We start from the raw sequence: 17355 nt of genomic DNA, 5'->3' as shown, positions 1-17355 counted from the left end.
ACGGCGAGAGGGCGGAGTGGGCAGCCGGCACAAGACGGAACGTCACCCCGCGGGGAGCACAGCAACCTGATGGAGCAGGTGGTGGCCAGGGAGAACATGCTGGCCGCCCTGAAACGGGTGGAGCGGAACGGAGGCGCTCCCGGCGTGGACGGTGTCCCCACCGAACGGCTGCGGGACCAGATCCGCGCGGAGTGGGAGCGCATCCGTGAGGAACTGCTCCAGGGGACCTACAGACCGCAGCCAGTCCGCCGGGTCGAAATCCCGAAACCGGGCGGCGGCAAGCGGATGCTGGGGATTCCCACCGTGATGGACCGCCTGATCCAACAGGCACTCCTGCAAGTACTGACGCCGATCTTTGACCCGACATTCTCCGAATCCAGCTACGGCTTTCGGCCGGGGCGGCGGGGTCATGATGCGGTCAGGAAGGCACGTCAGTACGTGGAGGAAGGGTACGACTGGGTCGTGGACATGGACCTGGAGAAGTTCTTCGACCGGGTCAACCACGACGTGCTGATGGCCCGCGTGGCGCGGCGGGTAACGGATAAGCGTGTGCTGCGGCTGATCCGGCGGTACTTACAGGCCGGGGTCATGCTGAACGGGGTAGTCGTGGCGACGGAGGAAGGGACGCCGCAGGGCGGTCCGCTGAGCCCGCTGCTGGCGAACATCCTGCTGGATGACCTCGACAAGGAGTTGGAGCGCCGCGGGCACCACTTCGTCCGGTACGCCGATGACTGCAACATCTACGTCCGCAGCAAGCGGGCGGGAGAACGGGTCTACAGGAGCGTGCGCCACTTCCTGCAGGAGCGGTTACGGCTGAAGGTCAACGAGGAGAAGAGCGCAGTGGACCGGCCGTGGAAGCGGCAGTTCCTCGGGTTTAGCTTCTACAAGCACCGGGGAGTGCGCATCCGGCTGGCCCCGAAGAGCCTGAAGCGCGTGAAGGACAAGCTCCGCACGCTGACGGACCGCAACCGCAGCCAGAGCATGGAGGACCGAATCCGGTGCCTGAATGCCTACTTGCGGGGCTGGGTTGGGTACTATGCGCTCTCCGATGCCAGGTCAGCCTTTGAAAGACTCGAAGGATGGCTGAAGCGTCGGCTGCGAGCATGCGTATGGAGGCAGTGGAAGCGTGTACGCACGCGCTTTCGGGAGTTACGCGCCCTCGGTTTGCCCGAATGGGCAGTCTACCAACTCGCCAACAGCCGCAAAGGCCCGTGGCGGATGGCAGGTGGCCCACTAAACAGCGCCCTGGGCGACGCCTACTGGCGTGCCCAGGGGCTGATAAGCCTGACCGAATGCTATGAAGCGACTCGTCAATCCTGGCGAACCGCCGGATGCGGACCCGCATGTCCGGTGGTGTGAGAGGACGGGGGCTAGCCGCCCCCTCCTACTCGATCGCCTGTGGGGTTGACGGATCACAGCAGGGCACGGGCCCTGGCCTTCTCCAGGTACTCCCGCATGCCGTGCATGAAGTAGTCGACGAGCCCTTTGGCCAGGGAGGGCAGGAGCTTCTGCGCCCCCAGGAACTCGATGTCGGCTTCGTAGGTGACCAGGGTGCCGTCGCCGTCAGGCAGGAAACGCAGGTCGGCCTCTGCCTCGGCGGAGCCGTTGTGCGTTTCGGCCGCGATGTGCAGGTGGAAGCTCTCGTTGGGGACGCGGTCCGTGACTTCCAGGATGCCGTGGTAGACGAGGGCGAAGCCGCCGATGCCCACTTTGAGCGTGGCGTTCCAGCGGTCGGGTTCGACCTCCTCCAGGGACTGCAGGCCGATGGTGGCGTTCAGGAGCGCATCCTTGTTGCTGAACAGTCTGTACATGATCTCCGGTGGCGCATCGAAGCGGAACTGGCCGGCAACGCGCATCGCTTTCGACCTCCTTCCGCGCCGCCGCGGGCGGGCTCCGGGCCCGCCGCCTTACCGCCTGCCGGCGGAGTGGTCTCCGGATGGGTGTGCGGACGGAAAGCCCCCGATAGCCGGATTCGCCCCGGACTTCACGATTTCCTGTACCCCCGGCTTCCCTTCCCCGGTGCCCCTCCCGAAACCGGCGCCGTCGGCGGCTTCCGGGAGCGTCTACGGGGCCGCCGGTCTGGCCCTCAGGCGCTTCAGCTGCTCCAGCCTCACTTGGATCAGGCCGGACGCCCGGCTCAGGCGGTCGTGGCGGTGAATGCCCATCCGCACCAGCGCCGCGGTGGCCATGCCGAACCCGGGGGATACGAGGTTTGCCGCCAACGCGCCGGCGCCGATCGCTACGCCGGACCTGGCTGCGCCCGTGAGCCCGTCCTGACACGCCACCGCAAGGGTCTTACGACCCATGAGGACGCACCGCCCCTCGCGGAGCGCGATCAGCACGAAGGGCAGTGCCGGCAGGACTTCACCCAGGACGGACTCCGAAGCGTCTCCGAACAGCGCCTCGATCCCCCGGTCGACGGCCTGCTCCAGTTCCGCATCGGAGAAGCCGCTGCCCAGCACACCCTGAAGATCTCCGCCGGCGGCCAGCACCTCATCCGTGGTGAGAACCTGGATATCCGGATACCGTTCCAAGGCCGCCTTCACGTAGCTGAGGGAGTTCGTCGCCTTCAGCTGCAGGAGCTCGGCGACCGAACCGTCCTCGTTCAGGATCTGCAGGTCCCAGCCGGGCTGCGTGGCCGAGTCCGCCAGGACCGCCCTCTGCCCGGGCGCGAGCCGGATGTCGCCCACCCATTGGCCCTCGTTGAGCCGATCCCTGACCAACACCTCAAAGTACTTCCCCTTGAGGGCGGGCAGGTACGGCGCCAGAGCGTCCGGATCCAGCCCCCGGAGCGACTCAGGGTCCACGTTGGGAAAGGCCAGGCGGAAGGCCTCCTCCAGACGGGGGTCGACGGCCACCGCCGACGCCGGGTCTGCGGCGAACAGGCTGTGCACGGCCGCGGCGGCCGCAGCCGCGTCGATCAGCGCGCCTTCACGCTTCGCAACGTAGGTTCGGTAAAGCGCGGCCACTCGCTCCTTGACGGGTCTGCGATCCCCGTTCCCGGCGCGGTATCGCTCGGCGAGGCGCCTCAGCCTTTCGTCCATGTGATGACCCCCAGGACCACGGAAGACAGCAGGGACAGCAGACAGAGGAAGACGAGGGTGCGCACGCGCCGGCGCTGCACCTCCAGTTCCCGCCACAGGGCGCCCACCGACAGGCCGCTGGAGCCGGGTTCTCCGTCCTCGGGGTGCCCCGCCGGGGTCGGGTCTAATCTGGCGACGGCGGTGCGCAGGGAAACCAGTTCGGCCTCCGCGCCCTCCAGGCACCCGACCAGGCCCTGGAACTGGGCAATCGCCTGCTGGACCTCGCTGCGCAGCGCGTCGTGCTGCCGGTCCAGGCGGGTGGCTTGCTGGTCGAGGCGTTCGACCTTCTGCTCGGCGCGTGCCAGGGCCTGCTGCGCCCGGTCCACGTCGTCCCGCAGGTGCTCGACATCCCGGTGCAGACCGATCAGGATTTCGCCGTAGATCTCGCTGTACTCCGTGACCTGCTGTGCGATGGCCTTTCCGGTGATCTGGTCGAGGATGCCCATCCGTGGTGCCTCCCGTGTGGCGATGATCTGCAGACCCTGACCTGTTCAGCTATGGCGTCTGCGACTTCCCATACTGTTTCAGCATGCTTGTTCCAACATCCTTCGGCGCCGCACGGGCGGGTGAAGCGGCCACCCCGCCACCACCCCGCCAACAACTCCCAATTGGCAGGGAATCGCCATCACCGCTACAATCTAACACGACACATTTTCGTGTTGGATTATATCGGGGGTGGGGCAGTGCGCAGGCTGGGGAGACCGCTCTGGGTGGGGTTGCTGATCGGGGCGCTGCTGCTGGCAGGCACCGTGGTGGCCGGCGCACCCGGACTGCCGGCGGGGGCGCTGCCCGTCCCGGCGGAGCTCCAGTCCGGCCGGTCATGGGTCCTGCCCGACCTGGCCGGCGACGGGTGGGTGGTGTTGACGGCCGAACCGCCGGCGGTGGACGAAGGGCCGGTGGTGGTCGCCTACTACGCGGAGGACTGGGAGGGCGACGTACGCGCGCTGAACGCGCTGCGCAGGGCGGGGGCGCGCGTGGACCGGGTCGTCAACTTCGCCCTGGAGCTGCACGCGGATGGCTCCGTCACGACCCGGTCCTACCCCGCCCTCGCCGCGGCGGCCGCAGAGTTGGGAGTCCCCGTCTACGGTCTGGTCCACAACATGCAGAACGGTCAGTTCAGCGCCGAGATCGCCCGGGCCGTGCTGTCCGATCCTGCGCGCCGGAGCCGCGCGGTGGCCGACATGCTGGCCATCGCCCGGGAGCACGGCCTGGCGGGCATCGACATCGACATCGAGAACGTGCCGGGCGACCTGCGCGCCGGCTACACCGCCCTGGCGGCGGAGGCGGCCGCGGTCCTGAAGCCCGGCGGGATCCGGCTGACGCTGTCGGTGCCGGCCAAGACGTGGGACGACACCACCTCCAACTGGGGCGGCGCCTTTGACTACGCCGCGTTGGGCGAGATCGCCGACGAGATCGCCATCATGGCCTACGACGAACACACCTGGGGCCTGCCCCACGGTCCGGTGGCGTCGCTGCCCTGGGTGGAGCGGGTCGTCGCGTACGCCGTGACCCAGATCCCGCCCGAGAAGATCCTGCTCGGCATCCCGGCCTACGGCTACGACTGGATCGCCGGGACGCGGCAGGTTGTCGGCGGGCTCTCCACCGGCGGTGCGTACAGCCTCGCGGCCAGGCACGGCGCCGAGGTGCGGTGGGACGACGAGGCCCAGGTTCCCTGGTTCCGCTACGTCGCCGACGGCGCGGAGCATATCGTCTACTTCGAGAACAGCCGCTCCGCCGCGGCCAAGCTGCGACTGGTCGGGCGGTACGGTCTCGGCGGGATCGCCATCTGGCGGCTGGGGCTCAATGAAGACGGCCTCTGGGAGGTCGTCGTGGACCATCTGTAGTCACCGGGATCCTCCGGTGCCCTCTTCCGGCGGCTGTAGCCCGGTGGCGCCCGGCGGCAGCGGATCGGGCGAGAGCATCTCGCTCAGCGTGACCAGGCGGTAGCCCCGGCTCTGCAGCAAGTCGATGGCCTGCTCCAGCACCTGGACGGTGTTGGGCTTGGGGTGCATCAGAATGAGGTCGCCGGCCTTGGCTTTCTGGAAGGTCTCCAGGATGCGCGCGGGCGTGGCGTACTGTTCGTTCCAGTCCACCGTGTCCAGGCTGTAGAGCACCGTCTGCAGGTTCAGGTCGGCCGCGGTCTGCAGGACCGCCTGGTCGACCTCGGCTTTGTGGGGCGCGTAGTACTTGACCTTGCGGCCGGTGATCTCCTCGATGACGCGGACCGATTGGGCGATGTCGTCTTTGAGCCGCCCGGCGCGGGCCAGCGCCTTCGGCCCGTGGGTCAGGTTGTGGCCGTGGGTGGCCACCTCGTGGCCGTCCGCGGCGATGAGGCGGGTCAGGTTGGGGTTCTGCTCGGCCCACCGGCCGGAGAGGAAGAAGGTGGCCCTGGCGTCCTTGCGCTTCAGGATCGGCAGCATGCGCGTCAGTTCCTCGGTGCCCCAGTCGACGTTGATCAGCAGGGCGACGGCCTGCTTCTCGCTGTTGCCCTGGCGGATCGCGCCGAGGGGCAGGTCGGCAAGGCGCGTCTCGGCAGGCTGCACCTGCACCGCGGGCTCCACGGCCGTGCCCGGCGGCGCCGTGGCCAGCCGCAGCCAGGAACGCTCCACGTCCAGCTCGTACCCGTTGAGCTCAGGAACGGTATAGGCGATGCCGTCCGCCGACTCGTACCGGCGGGCGGATACGGGCAGCGCCCGGTAGCCGGTGGCCAGCTCGCCGAGCAGCGCCTTGGCCTCGCGCTCCGTCATCCCCGAGAAGTCGAACCCCAGCAGGGTAACGCCCTGGGCGACCCGCAGCGCCCCGTTGTCGGCGGCGGGCCGCCTGCCGCCCCAGGGCAGGGCCAGGGCCGCCAGGAGCAGGGCGAGGGCGCCCGCCACCCACCAGCGGTTGATCCGGACGACGACGAACTGCGCCCGGGAAGACCGGTACATGACCAACCACCCCTCGTCTGCCTTCGCTTCACGGTATGTCCACCGCGGCCGCGCTATGCGGCTGTCAAACCGGGCGCGGGGCGCAGGGAAACCGGGGTGGCGTGCCGAAAGGTGTCTTGCCCGAGCAGGGTCATCAGGAGGGATCGCTTCGTGAAGATGATCGTAGCCGTGGTGCGCGACGAGTACGCCGGGCCGCTGACGGATGCGCTGACCCGGAAGGGGTTGGGGGCGACCAAGCTGTCTTCCACGGGAGGCTTTCTGAAGGCCGGCAACACCACCTTCCTCATCGGCGTCCGGGATGATCAGCTGGAGGAGGCGCTCGACGCCATCCGCGGCGCATGTCCCGGCGCACAGGTGGGCCAGGGGAGTCTGAAGGGGGGCAAGACGGCGCCCCAGTCGAGCGCGACGGTCTTCATCCTGGGCGTGGAGCGGATGCTGAAGGTGTAGCTTCGCTGCAGACGGCGGGGCGTCCCCGGACGGCGGGGGCGCCCCTTTTCCGCGCCTTGTCCGCGGACGAGGGCTGAATTTGTCCCACCCGGCATATCCATCGCGGGCGGGGGGTGCAGCGCATGCTGAACATGATCTGGCTGGGGCTCATCCTGGTCGGGGTCGCTGTGGCCGGCGCCACGGGTCGGGCCGCGGAGGTGACCGACGCGGCGTTCTCCGGCGGAAAGCTGGCCATCGAGACCGCCATCGGCCTCGCCGGGACCATGGCCCTGTGGATGGGCATCATGAAGATCGCAGAGCGGAGCGGGCTCATGGAGGGGCTGGCGGCGCTGCTGCGGCCCGTGGTGGGCTGGCTCTTCCCCTCCGTGCCCCGGGACCACCCCGCGGTCGGGGCCATGTTGATGAACATCTCGGCCAACATGCTGGGGCTGGGTTCCGCTGCGACCCCCTTCGGCCTGAAGGCGATGCAGGAGCTGCAGGAGCTGAACCCGGAAAAGGAAACGGCCTCCGAGGCGATGTGCACGTTCCTGGCGCTCAACACCGCGTCCATCACGCTGGTGCCGGGCACGGTCATCGCCCTGCGGGCGACCTACGGATCGGTGAATCCGGCGGAGACCGTGGCGGCCACGCTGGTCGCCTCGGCGGTGGCCGGCGTCTTCTCCATCGGGCTGGACTGGGCGGTGCGCATGTCGCTCCGGGCACGGGGGAGGTAGGCGGGATGTCGCTCTTGGACGGGCTTTCGCTCTGGGCCGTGCCGGGCATGCTCGCGCTGATCCCGCTGTGGGGGGCCATCCGCCGCGTGCCGGTGTACGAGGCCTTCGTCGAAGGCGCGGAGGAGGGGCTGGAGATCGCGGTCAAGATCATCCCGTTCCTGGTGGGGATGCTGACCGCCCTCTCCATCTTCCGCGCTTCCGGTGCGATGGAGCTGCTCGCTTCGGCCCTCAGCGGCGTCACGGGCGCGCTGGGATTTCCGCCCGAGGTGCTCCCGCTGATGATCGTGCGGCCGCTCTCCGGGGCCGGCGCGCTGGCGGTGACCGCCGATCTGCTGAAGACCCACGGTCCGGACTCGTTCATCGGCCGGCTGGCCTCGATCATGCAGGGATCGACGGATACCACCTTCTACGTCCTCACGGTCTACTTCGGCTCGGTGGGCATCCGGCGGGTGCGGTACAGCGCCGCGGTCGGCCTGACGGCAGACCTGGTCGGATTTTTGGCCGCACTTTACGTGTGCCAGTGGTTTTTTCGGTGACCTTATGGTAAAAATAGAGCGGACCGAACCCAGGGAGGAGGCATACGCCGCACATGAGTGTCGAACAACGGTTGCAGGAACTGGGCATCACCATCCCGGAGGCGCCGAAGCCGGTGGCGGCCTACGTCCCCTTCGTCCGCAGCGGTGACCTGGTCTTCACCAGCGGCCAGATCGCGGTGGAGGGCGGCCAGCTGAAGTACAAGGGCAAGGTGGGCCGCGACCTGACCGCCGAGGAGGGGTACCAGGCGGCCCGGCTGTGCGCCATCAACACCCTTGCGGTGCTGAAGTCCGCGGTGGGGTCGCTGGACAAGGTGGCCCAGATCGTCAAGGTGGTCGTGTTCGTCAACAGCGCCGACGGCTTCACGGGGCAGCCGGCAGTGGCCAACGGCGCATCGGAGCTGTACCAGCAGGTCTTCGGCGAAGCCGGCCTCCACGCCCGGTCCGCCGTGGGCGTGTCGGAGCTGCCCATGGACACCGCGGTGGAGGTCGAGGTGATCGCCCGCATCTCCGAATAGGCGATGTAAGGCCGAGGGCAGGCTGCGCGGAGCAGCCTGTTCTTTGCTCAGTCGGCCAGCAGCCGGGTGATGTCGACGATGTAACGCCCGGGTGCGACGCACTCCAGGCGCACCCGCGGGTCGTCGAGGGCGAACGGCGCCGGCTCGCTCCCCTCCCGCAGCAGGCGGGCGCCGGCTGAGGCGATCAGGTCGGCGACGTCGAGGAAGCGGTTGGTGCGGATGCCCCAGATGACGGGGCTGCCATCCGGCACGTCCACCGGGGTGAGGAGCGCCGGTCGGGCGCCGTTGCGCCCGAGGCCCGCGGCCTCCAGGTCGACCTGGCAGACGTGCGTGCGCCCGGTGGCGGCCAGCCTGGCCCCGGTGTCGACGTGGATGCGCAGGTGATACTCGTCCCGCCCCAGGGAGCGGCGGGCGCTGCCGGCAGCGGTGGCGATCCAGGTCTCGAAGAACGTCCCGAGACTGAGCGGCAGCGGATGGCGCGCGACGAGTTCCATCCCGAGTTTCACGGCAGGCTTCCCTCCCTGGAAACGGCGGAACCGCGGCCGCCATCCTCACGAAGCACCCCATCCTATGACCCGCAGCAGAGCATGGTGAGGTGTATCCGATGGCAGATCAACCCCGTAGACCTGGGCGGCAGGGCGCCGCCGGGAGGCGGGCCGGCAGGGCCGCAGGCGGCGGTGGCTTTACCTCGGTGGACGAGCAGCTGCGTTATCGGCTGGAGCGCGGCCTGACAGGACGGCGCAGCCCGCGCAAGTCGAAGCACGAGGCCGGCGGGGGCCGCAAGGCCGCCGGAGGCCGCCGGCTCACCGCCGCCGAGGCCGAGGTGGCCGAGCGGCTGCAGAAGGTGATGGCCCGGGCCGGCGTGGCTTCGCGCCGCCACTGTGAGGCCCTGATCCAGGCCGGTCGGGTGACGGTCAACGGCCAGGTCGTCACGCAGCTGGGCACGAAGGTGGTCCCCGGCAAGGACGTGATCGAGGTGGACGGCCGCCCGCTCGGCACGCCCGAGACCAAGGTGTACGTGATGCTGAACAAGCCGAAGGGCTACGTGTCGACGCTCTACGACCCCCAGGGGCGGCCCAAGGTGATCGACCTGCTGGGCGACGAGGTGGCCCAGCGGGTCTATCCGGTCGGCCGGCTCGACTTTGACACGGAGGGGCTGCTGCTCCTCACCAACGATGGCGACCTGGCCCACGGCCTGATGCACCCGTCCCGCATGGTGAAGAAGACTTACATCGTCAAGGTGCGCGGCGTGCCCGGTCCGGCGAAGCTGCGGGCCCTGCAGGAGGGAATCGAGCTGGAGGACGGCCCGACGGCTCCGGCCGAGGTAAAGATGCTGGACGTGCGCCCGCCCAACAGCGCGACCCTGTCGGTGCGCATCCACGAGGGGCGCAACCGGCAGGTGCGGCGCATGTTCGCGGCGCTGGGGCACGAGGTGATCCACCTGCGCCGGACGACCCTGGGGCCGCTGAAGCTCGGCGACCTTTCCGTGGGCGAGTGGCGTTACCTGACCGACCAGGAGGTAGCGGACCTGTACCGGGCGGCCGGGCTCAGGCTGGGCGGCAGGCCCCGCCGCGCGGGCCGCAGGTAGGGGACGGACGCGAGGACAGAAGAGGAAAAGGCAGGGCTCTCTCCGAAATGTGGTAAGGGGAGCGCCTTCCTGTGTCTGAAGGTCAGGGCGGCGTTCTCCCGAGGGGAAAATCCCGCCGGGCCGGCGCTGCGGCCGGTGGGTGGGCCGGGTCCGCCCCGCCCCGAATACGCCAGGGCTCAGGGGGCCAAAGGAGTGAGCGATTTCCATGGCTGAGGTCAGTTTGCGGCACGTTTCCAAGAAGTTCGGCGACGTGACGGTCGTCCGGGACTTTAACCTGGACATCGCCGACCGCGAGTTCATCGTGTTCGTCGGGCCGTCGGGGTGCGGCAAGTCCACCACCCTGCGCATGATTGCCGGCCTGGAGGAAATTACTGAGGGTGAGATCTACATCGGCGACCGGCTGGTGAACAACGTGGCGCCGAAGGACCGGGACATCGCCATGGTCTTCCAGAACTACGCGCTGTACCCGCACATGAACGTTTACGAAAACATGGCCTTCGGCCTGAAGCTCCGGAGGGTCCCGAAGGCCGAGATCGACCGGCGGGTGAAGGAGGCGGCGGCCATCCTGGGCCTCAGTGACCTGCTGGGCCGCAAGCCCAAGTCGCTCTCCGGCGGCCAGCGGCAGCGGGTGGCCTTGGGGCGCGCCATCGTGCGCAACCCCAAGGTGTTCCTGATGGACGAGCCGCTCTCCAACCTGGACGCCAAGCTGCGGGCATCCATGCGCACCGAGCTGGCCAAGCTGCACGAGCGGCTGCAGACGACGACGATCTACGTCACCCACGACCAGGTGGAGGCCATGACCATGGGCCACCGCATCGTGGTCATGCGGGACGGCGTGATCCAGCAGGTGGCGCCGCCCCAGGAGCTGTACGACCGGCCGGCCAACCTGTTCGTCGCCGGGTTCATCGGCTCGCCGGCCATGAACTTCCTGCGGGGCCGGCTCTCCGAGGACGGCCAGGTGTTCCGCGCCGCCACCTTCCAGTTCCGGCTGCCCGAGCGGCTGGCCGCAGCCGCCCGCCCCTACGCCGGTAAGGAGATGATCCTGGGCATCCGGCCGGAGAACATCCACGCGGATCCCACCTACCTGGCGACCCACGACGGGCCGCGCATCCCGGCGCGGATCGAGGTGGTCGAGCCGCTGGGCGCGGAGATCTACCTGTACCTGCGCACCGGCGAGGACGAGGTCACCGCGCGGGTCGAACCCCACCTGCGCTTCCGCCCCCACGACCAGCTCGACCTGGCCTTCGACGCGGACAAGGTGCACCTGTTCGACGCCGCGACGGAGATGGCGGTCCGCTGAGCGCACCGAGGAGGTAACACGTTTGGCCTATACCCTGCAAACGTTCATCCACCACAAGGTGTTCGGCAACCACCTCTCCAAGTGCAAGCCGCTCACCTACCGGAAGGAGGACTGGCTGCACCTCACCCGCGGTCGGGAGCGCAGCGTGCGGCTGATCATCCGCGTGATGCTGGGCGTGCCCAGCGCACACCACGGTCCCAACGAGCACGCGATGTGGTGCTTCCAGTTCCCCAAGGGTTCGCTGCTGACCGTCCACCTGCACCGCGGCACGGTGGCGGAGATCAGCACGTACGAGGCCGACAAGGACGAGCTGGAGGAGGCTGTGGACTACCTGCTGGAGGAGGTGGCCGCCCGGCTCAGGCAGCTCTGAGCCGGGGGGCCGTCCGGCTCGCGGGAGGAGGATGGCGTTGCACTGGTGGGAGGAAACGGAGGCGCGCATCCACCGCACCACGTCGGCCGCGACGCTGGGCCAGGGCCTCTGGCAGCGGCTCGTGCAGGCGGGGCTGGAGCCCGACGCGGCGTACCTCGCCGCGTACGATCTCGCGGCGCTCCAGCTCCTCTGCGCGGATCTGGTGAAGCTGGTGGACAGCCTCCTGGAGGTGGCCGATGGCGATCGGGCGGGCTGGCGTCGCCACGCGCTGGCCCTGCTGCGGTGGGCCAACAGCGCCGAGTCCTGGGCCCGGGAGACGGCGGCCGCGACCAACCGGCTGCTGGACAGCCTGGATCTGGAGCCGTCGACCCTCGCGGCACGGGAGGAGGTCGAGGCGGAGCCGAACGGGGCGCTCTCCCCCGAGGAGGAGGCGAAACTGGACGGGCGGTACCGCCACTGGCACCTGCTGTACGAGCGGCTGGACCTGAAGCTGTCCACCATGGGGCTGGAGGAGGCCGTCCAGCGGGCCGTGGCCCGGACGCTGGCGCGGCTTTACGAGGAGGCGGTGGTCACCTTCCGGCTGCTCTCGGGCCTGAGCCGGGAGAGCCGGCCGCGTTACGGGCAGGTGGCCAGGTTGTTGCTGCAGATCAACACCACGTGGCACTTTGACCTGGGCCCTTACCTGCTGGGCCTCGGACAGGCGCGCCCGGACGGCCGGGGGACGGTGGGGCTGGCCACCTGGCTGCTGCTGGCGTCGCGGGAACCGGACATGCACATGGGTTAATACGCAATTCTCTTAACCTTGACAGAAAGCGCGTGGCGGGTTATCATGAAAAGAGGTCCGCCACTTTGTGCGAGCCATTGGTTGTGCGATGGATGTGCCGTTACCCGGTTCAGCTGGTAACCACGGGCAGACGCCCCGTGTTTTGCTATAGAAGTTTCTCCTAAGGTCATTTCGCCTTGGGGTTTATCACGACTGGCAAAACCGATCTGGTCGACAACCCGCGCGCCGGCCGCGAGGGCGGCGTGTGTACCCATATGGCGAGCACGGAGTACGGACCGGCTTGTGGTCCGTTTTTCTTTTCCCTCGATTGTGCGACTTGATCACTTTCATGCGGACAGGAGGTGAAGGCAATTCTCTATGTGATCGTTGCCGTCATCGCGCTGATCCTCGGTGGTGCGGCCGGTGTGGCCGGCGGGTACTACTGGTTCGAGCGCGAGTCCCGGAAGAAGCTGAACTCCGCCGAGGCGCGGGCACGCCACATCGTCGACGAGGCCCTGCGGGAGGCGGAGGCTAAGAAGAAGGAAGCGATCCTCGAGGCCAAGGAAGAGGTGCACCGGCTGCGCACCGAGGCCGAGCGGGAGCTGAAGGAGCGGCGCGCGGAGCTCCAGCGGCTGGAGCGCCGGGTGCTGCAGAAGGAAGAGCAGCTCGACCGCAAGGTGGAGCAGCTGGAGCGGAAGGAAGAGACCCTCAGCCGGAAGGAGCGGGAGCTCGACCGCAAGAACCAGCAGGCACAGGAGCTGGTCAACAAGCAGATGGCCGAGCTCGAGCGCATCTCCCAGCTCACGATGGAGGAGGCGCGGGAGCTGTTCCTGAAGCAGGTGGAGCAGGAGGCCCGCGCGGATGCCGCCAAGCTGATCCGGGAGATCGACGCCGAGGCCCGGGAGAATGCCGAGAAGCGCGCCCGGGAACTGGTGGGTCTGGCCGTGCAGCGGGTGGCCGCGGATCACTCCTCGGAGCTGACCGTCACGGTGGTTTCCCTGCCCAACGACGAGATGAAGGGCAGGATCATCGGCCGGGAAGGGCGGAACATCCGTACACTGGAGACGCTCACCGGCGTGGATCTCATCATCGACGATACTCCCGAAGCGGTGGTGCTTTCGGCGTTCGATCCGGTGCGGCGTGAGGTCGCCAAGATCGCGCTGCAGAAGCTGATCCAGGACGGCCGCATCCACCCGGCCCGGATCGAGGAGATGGTGGAGAAGGCGCAGAAGGAGGTGGAGGCCCGGATCCGCGAGGAGGGTGACGCCGCCTGCTTCGAGCTGGGCATCCACAACCTGCACCCGGAGCTGGTGAAGCTGCTGGGGCGCCTGAAGTTCCGCACGTCGTACGGACAGAACGTGCTGAAGCACTCCATCGAGGTCGCGCATCTCGCCGGCATCATGGCCGCCGAGCTGGGTGTCAACGTGGAGGTGGCCAAGCGGGCCGGGTTGCTGCATGACATCGGCAAGGCGGTGGACCACGAGATCGAGGGCTCCCACGTGGCCATCGGCGTGAGCCTGCTGCGGCGGTACAAGGAGCATCCCGACGTGATCCACGCCATGGAGTGCCACCACGGCGACGTCGAGCCCCGCTCGGTGGAGGCGCATCTGGTGGCCGCGGCGGACGCCATCTCGGCCGCACGGCCCGGAGCACGGCGGGAGACCCTGGAGACGTACATCAAGCGGCTGGAGAAGCTGGAGGCCCTGGCGGACAGCTTCGACGGCGTCGACAAGTCCTACGCGATCCAGGCCGGGCGCGAGATCCGGGTCATGGTGAAGCCGGAGAAGATCGACGACTACGCCGCGCTGAAGCTGACCAAGGAGATCGCGCGCAAGATCGAGGAAGAGCTGGAGTACCCGGGACAGATCCGGGTGGTCGTCGTGCGGGAGACGCGCGCGGTGGAGTACGCCCGCTGACGCAGGCGAACTTTTCTCCCGGCGCAGACGTCATAAGAACAGAGCGCACACTGCGCCGACACTCGTCCTGAGCTGTCGGCGCAGCGTCGCTCGGGCGGGAGCTTGTGCGGGGAACATCGCTTCCCCAGTGAAGGAGGCATGATGGGGTGAACAAGCGCAGGGGCGACGAGCCCTCGGCTCGCACCATTCAGCTGCTCGTCAGCTACGCCATCCGCTACCCCGAAATCGCCACGGTGCGGTACGATCCGGGGCGCCAGGCCCTGCGTCTCTCCTTCCTGGTGAAGGGCCCGCTGACGGACGAGGAGTTCTCGGCGGCAGCAGGCCGCATCCGGGAGACGCTGGAGGTTTACCACCTGATGAACCAGCGGGAGGCTGACCTCATCGAGGTGCGCCGCACGGCGTTCGGGGAGCTGAACACCATTGCCGTCGAACGGGACGTGCACAGCCTCAGCCCCGAGGAGCTCTACACCGTGGTGGCGGTCGTGCGGTCACTGTTCCAGCAGCGGCTCCTGACCGAGCCTATGGAGTACTTCGGCGAGGAGGAGCTGATGGCCCAGGACGAGCTGATCGAGGAGGTCATGGCCTCGCTCAGCAACCAGCGGCAGCAGCCCAACCTGATCGCCATTCGGGAAAACGGCAGGCTGATGATCTTCCATAAGTAAATGGTAGCCAACGCGACCGGCCGGTCGGCCCCTCAGACGGAGGGCGCCGACCGGCCTTTGCGCGCCCGGGCGGTGGTAGGGGGCGGAGCCATAACTTTCTTATGGGAGTTGCGAACTTTTGTGCACCGGGATGCGTATTGATTGGTGAGCGCACCTTGCGATTCCAGTCAACCCCTGAACCACCGGGTCGGGTATAATAAAGCATATCCCAAACGGTGGGAAAAGCGGGCTATAGACTGGAGGCGCGGCGCCTTGCGCATTTTGTTCTTCGGTGACGTATACGGTCGAGTGGGTCGGGAGGTGGTGGCGCGGCGGCTGACCCCGCTGGTGAAGGAGACCGGCGCGGATGCGGTGATCGTCAACGGTGAGAATGCAGCGGGAGGCAAGGGCATCAGCGCGCAGATCTGCCAGGAGCTGTTCTCACTGGGCGTCGACGTGATCACGCTGGGCAACCACGCCTTCGACAAGCGGGAGATCGCCACATATATCGATGGGGAACCACGCCTGATCCGCCCCCTGAACTACCCTCCGGGGACACCGGGAGCGGGTTCGTACATCGTCCGCCGCGGGGGCAGGCCCCTGCTGGCGGTGGTTCAGGTGCAGGGGCGGGTGTACTCTCCGCAGCTGCTGGAGGACCCGTTCCGGGCCGTGGAGGGGGAAGTGGAGCGGCTCAGGCAGAGCACGCCGGTGATCATTGTCGACTGTCACGCGGAGGCCACGTCTGAGAAGCAGGCGATGGGCTGGTTTCTGGACGGTCAGGTGAGCGCCGTCATCGGCACGCACACCCATGTGCAGACGGCGGACGAGGTCATCCTGCCCGGGGGGACGGCCTACATGACCGACGTGGGCATGTGTGGTCCCTGGGTGTCGGTGATCGGTGCCGACCGCGAGCTGGTGCTGGAGCGGTTCCTGACGCAGCGTCCCGTTCGGCTGGAGGCTGCCCGGGGGCCGGCGATCCTGTCGGCGGTGCTCATCGAGGTGGATGAAGCGACCGGCAAGGCCACCGGCATCCAGCGAATCTTGGAAAGAGAAGTGGCTACAGAACCACTTGCTAGTCTCTTTGGAAGATGGTAGGATATTAGCAACTCATCAACCACCAAATACCAGTGGAGGGGACATTGGTTATGGAAGTGCTGAAGGTGTCGGCGAAGTCGAGCCCGAACGCAGTGGCGGGCGCTCTCGCGGGTTGCCTGCGCGAGCGTGGCTCCGCCGAGATCCAGGCAATTGGGGCAGGAGCGCTCAACCAGGCGGTCAAGGCGGTGGCGATCGCCCGCGGGTTCGTTGCGCCCAGCGGCGTCGATCTGATCTGCATCCCGGCGTTTACCGATCTGAAGATTGATGGGGAGGAGCGCACGGCGATCAAGCTGATCGTCGAGCCGCGCTGAGCCGAGCGACCTGACGCGCAGATGAGGGTGAGCGACAGGCACGCACATAACACGCCCGACCCGTGAGGGTCGGGCTGTGCTGTTTGGAGGGGTTTCGCCCATCGAAATGGAAACACTCCTAACGGCAACGCGCTCGGGAGGGAGTCGCAGATGGTGCACCTGGAGGAGGCAGCGGCGCTGCACCGCCGCTGCCCGGTGATTGATGGGCACGCGGATTCGATCCTGATGGTCCTGGCCGGCGAGCGCACCCTGACCGAACGGTCGGACAAGGGGCACATCGACTGGCCCCGGGCCCGGGAGGCCGGGGTCACCTGCACGGTGCAGGCGGCCTGGGTCGACCCGGTCTACTACCCCGTGGCCCCGCGGCGGGCGCACGAGGCCATCGACGGGCTGCTGGGCCAGATCGACGCGGCCGAAGGCGTGCGGCTGGTGCTGCGGGCCGACGACGTCACCGCCGCCCACGCGGCCGGCGAACTGGCCGTGCTGCTGAACATCGAGGGGGCGGAGGCGATCCAGGGGTCCCTGGCCCTGCTGCGCAACTACTACCGGCTGGGCGTGCGCATGATGGGCCTCGTCTGGAACCACCGCAACGAGGTGGCCGAAGGGGTCGGCGAACCCGAGTCCGGCGGCGGCCTCACCCGGTTCGGTCGCGAGGTGGTGCGCGAGATGAACCGGTTGGGCATGCTCATCGACCTGGCCCACATCACGCCGGCAGGGTTCTTCCAGGTGCTGGAACTGTCGGAGGACCCGGTGCTGTTCACCCACGGCAACTGCCAGGCGCTGTACGATCACCCCCGGAACCTGACCGATGAGCAGATCCGGGCCCTGGCCGCGCACGGCGGCGTGTTCGGCATCTCCTTCGTGTCCAGCTTTATGGGCCGGGAGACCGCAGCCTTGACGACGGTGGCCGATCACATCGACCACGTGTGCCAGTTGCTGGGCAATGCCGACCACGTCGGCCTGGGCTCGGACTTCGACGGGGCGACGCCGCCGCCCGGGCTGGAGGACGTCACCTGCCTGCCCCGGTTGACGGCGGAGCTCATGCGGCGGGGGTACGGGGAGGCCGACCTGGTCAAGATCCTGGGCGGCAACTACTTGCGGGTCTTCCAACAGGTTCTGCGGTAGCGGTTCCGGCGCGGTGGCTCGA

General features: G+C 68.1%; 20 protein-coding genes. 15 read left to right on the top strand and 5 right to left on the bottom strand.

The genetic code is table 11. From position 1 onward, the window contains the following. Nucleotides 1–69: 69 nt before the first annotated feature. Entirely contained in the window at nt 70–1359 is a 1290-nt protein-coding gene (ltrA, locus tag STH_RS09025; RefSeq protein WP_011195922.1) for a group II intron reverse transcriptase/maturase, read from the top strand. A 53-nt stretch (nt 1360–1412) separates the two neighbouring features. Here the strand turns inward: ltrA and STH_RS09020 are convergent, their stop codons facing one another. The 3 genes from STH_RS09020 to STH_RS09010 form a co-directional block, all read right to left on the bottom strand. Beyond that, a complete protein-coding gene (locus STH_RS09020; RefSeq protein WP_011195921.1) occupies nt 1413–1856 on the bottom strand; it encodes a CoxG family protein in 444 nt (147 codons plus the stop codon). Nucleotides 1857–2063: 207 nt separating this feature from the next. After that, nucleotides 2064–3044 carry a hypothetical protein gene (locus STH_RS09015; protein WP_011195920.1) on the bottom strand — a complete coding sequence of 327 codons (981 nt, stop codon included), beginning with the start codon at nt 3042–3044 and terminating at the stop codon, nt 2064–2066. Further along, nucleotides 3029–3529 (bottom strand): hypothetical protein, encoded by a 501-nt coding sequence (locus tag STH_RS09010; RefSeq protein ID WP_011195919.1) that lies wholly within the window; start codon nt 3527–3529, stop codon nt 3029–3031. Before STH_RS09010 ends, STH_RS09015 begins: the two co-directional genes overlap by 16 nt. A gap of 264 nt (nt 3530–3793) precedes the next feature. Between STH_RS09010 and STH_RS09005 the strand changes: the two genes are divergently transcribed. Then, entirely contained in the window at nt 3794–4927 is a 1134-nt protein-coding gene (locus STH_RS09005) for a glycosyl hydrolase family 18 protein (RefSeq protein WP_050742200.1), read from the top strand. Here the strand turns inward: STH_RS09005 and STH_RS17215 are convergent, their stop codons facing one another. Then, entirely contained in the window at nt 4928–6013 is a 1086-nt protein-coding gene (locus STH_RS17215) for a polysaccharide deacetylase family protein (protein WP_050742199.1), read from the bottom strand. Nucleotides 6014–6169: 156 nt separating this feature from the next. On the opposite strand from STH_RS17215, the gene STH_RS17210 reads away from it, so the two are divergent. From STH_RS17210 to STH_RS08980, 4 genes are all read left to right on the top strand, one after another. Next, entirely contained in the window at nt 6170–6460 is a 291-nt protein-coding gene (locus tag STH_RS17210; RefSeq protein ID WP_011195916.1) for a cyclic-di-AMP receptor, read from the top strand. 122 nt (nt 6461–6582) lie between these two features. Next, nucleotides 6583–7173 carry a nucleoside recognition domain-containing protein gene (locus STH_RS08990; RefSeq protein ID WP_011195915.1) on the top strand — a complete coding sequence of 197 codons (591 nt, stop codon included), beginning with the start codon at nt 6583–6585 and terminating at the stop codon, nt 7171–7173. A 5-nt stretch (nt 7174–7178) separates the two neighbouring features. Beyond that, a complete protein-coding gene (locus STH_RS08985) occupies nt 7179–7709 on the top strand; it encodes a spore maturation protein (protein ID WP_011195914.1) in 531 nt (176 codons plus the stop codon). Between the two features lie 53 nt (nt 7710–7762). Then, nucleotides 7763–8224 (top strand): RidA family protein, encoded by a 462-nt coding sequence (locus STH_RS08980; protein WP_011195913.1) that lies wholly within the window; start codon nt 7763–7765, stop codon nt 8222–8224. A 47-nt stretch (nt 8225–8271) separates the two neighbouring features. Here the strand turns inward: STH_RS08980 and STH_RS08975 are convergent, their stop codons facing one another. After that, complete coding sequence (locus tag STH_RS08975; RefSeq protein ID WP_011195912.1) at nt 8272–8730, bottom strand: hypothetical protein; 459 nt, start codon at nt 8728–8730, stop codon at nt 8272–8274. Between the two features lie 185 nt (nt 8731–8915). Between STH_RS08975 and STH_RS08970 the strand changes: the two genes are divergently transcribed. The 9 genes from STH_RS08970 to STH_RS08930 all read left to right on the top strand — a co-directional run bounded on the left by STH_RS08970 (nt 8916) and on the right by STH_RS08930 (nt 17333). Then, nucleotides 8916–9812, top strand: a complete 897-nt coding sequence (locus STH_RS08970) for a pseudouridine synthase (protein ID WP_338054937.1) — start codon at nt 8916–8918, stop codon at nt 9810–9812. Between the two features lie 205 nt (nt 9813–10017). Next, entirely contained in the window at nt 10018–11112 is a 1095-nt protein-coding gene (locus tag STH_RS08965; protein ID WP_011195910.1) for an ABC transporter ATP-binding protein, read from the top strand. Nucleotides 11113–11134: 22 nt separating this feature from the next. Further along, a complete protein-coding gene (locus STH_RS08960) occupies nt 11135–11482 on the top strand; it encodes a hypothetical protein (RefSeq protein ID WP_011195909.1) in 348 nt (115 codons plus the stop codon). A gap of 37 nt (nt 11483–11519) precedes the next feature. Continuing rightward, on the top strand, nt 11520–12266 hold the full coding sequence (locus tag STH_RS08955) for a hypothetical protein (protein ID WP_011195908.1): 747 nt from the start codon (nt 11520–11522) through the stop codon (nt 12264–12266). A 341-nt stretch (nt 12267–12607) separates the two neighbouring features. After that, nucleotides 12608–14161: a ribonuclease Y gene (gene rny / locus STH_RS08950; RefSeq protein ID WP_011195907.1), complete on the top strand. Its 1554-nt coding sequence runs from the start codon at nt 12608–12610 to the stop codon at nt 14159–14161. Nucleotides 14162–14307: 146 nt separating this feature from the next. Continuing rightward, the gene (locus STH_RS08945; protein ID WP_011195906.1) at nt 14308–14823 is read left to right on the top strand and encodes a hypothetical protein; all 516 of its coding nucleotides are present in this window, start codon (nt 14308–14310) and stop codon (nt 14821–14823) included. Between the two features lie 252 nt (nt 14824–15075). After that, entirely contained in the window at nt 15076–15897 is an 822-nt protein-coding gene (locus STH_RS08940; RefSeq protein WP_043713844.1) for a TIGR00282 family metallophosphoesterase, read from the top strand. Nucleotides 15898–15947: 50 nt separating this feature from the next. Beyond that, a complete protein-coding gene (locus tag STH_RS08935; protein ID WP_043713843.1) occupies nt 15948–16208 on the top strand; it encodes a stage V sporulation protein S in 261 nt (86 codons plus the stop codon). A 150-nt stretch (nt 16209–16358) separates the two neighbouring features. Beyond that, nucleotides 16359–17333, top strand: a complete 975-nt coding sequence (locus STH_RS08930) for a dipeptidase (RefSeq protein WP_050742197.1) — start codon at nt 16359–16361, stop codon at nt 17331–17333. Nucleotides 17334–17355: the final 22 nt, after the last annotated feature.

This window comes from Symbiobacterium thermophilum IAM 14863 (assembly GCF_000009905.1).
Taxonomy (GTDB): Bacteria; Bacillota; Sulfobacillia; order Symbiobacteriales; family Symbiobacteriaceae; genus Symbiobacterium; species Symbiobacterium thermophilum.
This window is presented reverse-complemented; position numbering and strand designations above follow the sequence as displayed.

Excerpts from the sequence above, each read along its gene's own strand:
- ltrA (WP_011195922.1), top strand. The coding sequence starts at position 70 with ATGGAGCAGGTGGTGGCCAGGGAGAACATGCTGGCCGCCCTGAAACGG.
- STH_RS09020 (WP_011195921.1), bottom strand. The coding sequence starts at position 1,856 with ATGCGCGTTGCCGGCCAGTTCCGCTTCGATGCGCCACCGGAGATCATG.
- STH_RS09015 (WP_011195920.1), bottom strand. The coding sequence starts at position 3,044 with ATGGACGAAAGGCTGAGGCGCCTCGCCGAGCGATACCGCGCCGGGAAC.
- STH_RS09010 (WP_011195919.1), bottom strand. The coding sequence starts at position 3,529 with ATGGGCATCCTCGACCAGATCACCGGAAAGGCCATCGCACAGCAGGTC.
- STH_RS17215 (WP_050742199.1), bottom strand. The coding sequence starts at position 6,013 with ATGTACCGGTCTTCCCGGGCGCAGTTCGTCGTCGTCCGGATCAACCGC.
- STH_RS17210 (WP_011195916.1), top strand. The coding sequence starts at position 6,170 with ATGATCGTAGCCGTGGTGCGCGACGAGTACGCCGGGCCGCTGACGGAT.
- STH_RS08990 (WP_011195915.1), top strand. The coding sequence starts at position 6,583 with ATGCTGAACATGATCTGGCTGGGGCTCATCCTGGTCGGGGTCGCTGTG.
- STH_RS08985 (WP_011195914.1), top strand. The coding sequence starts at position 7,179 with ATGTCGCTCTTGGACGGGCTTTCGCTCTGGGCCGTGCCGGGCATGCTC.
- STH_RS08980 (WP_011195913.1), top strand. The coding sequence starts at position 7,763 with ATGAGTGTCGAACAACGGTTGCAGGAACTGGGCATCACCATCCCGGAG.
- STH_RS08965 (WP_011195910.1), top strand. The coding sequence starts at position 10,018 with ATGGCTGAGGTCAGTTTGCGGCACGTTTCCAAGAAGTTCGGCGACGTG.
- STH_RS08935 (WP_043713843.1), top strand. The coding sequence starts at position 15,948 with ATGGAAGTGCTGAAGGTGTCGGCGAAGTCGAGCCCGAACGCAGTGGCG.
- STH_RS08930 (WP_050742197.1), top strand. The coding sequence starts at position 16,359 with ATGGTGCACCTGGAGGAGGCAGCGGCGCTGCACCGCCGCTGCCCGGTG.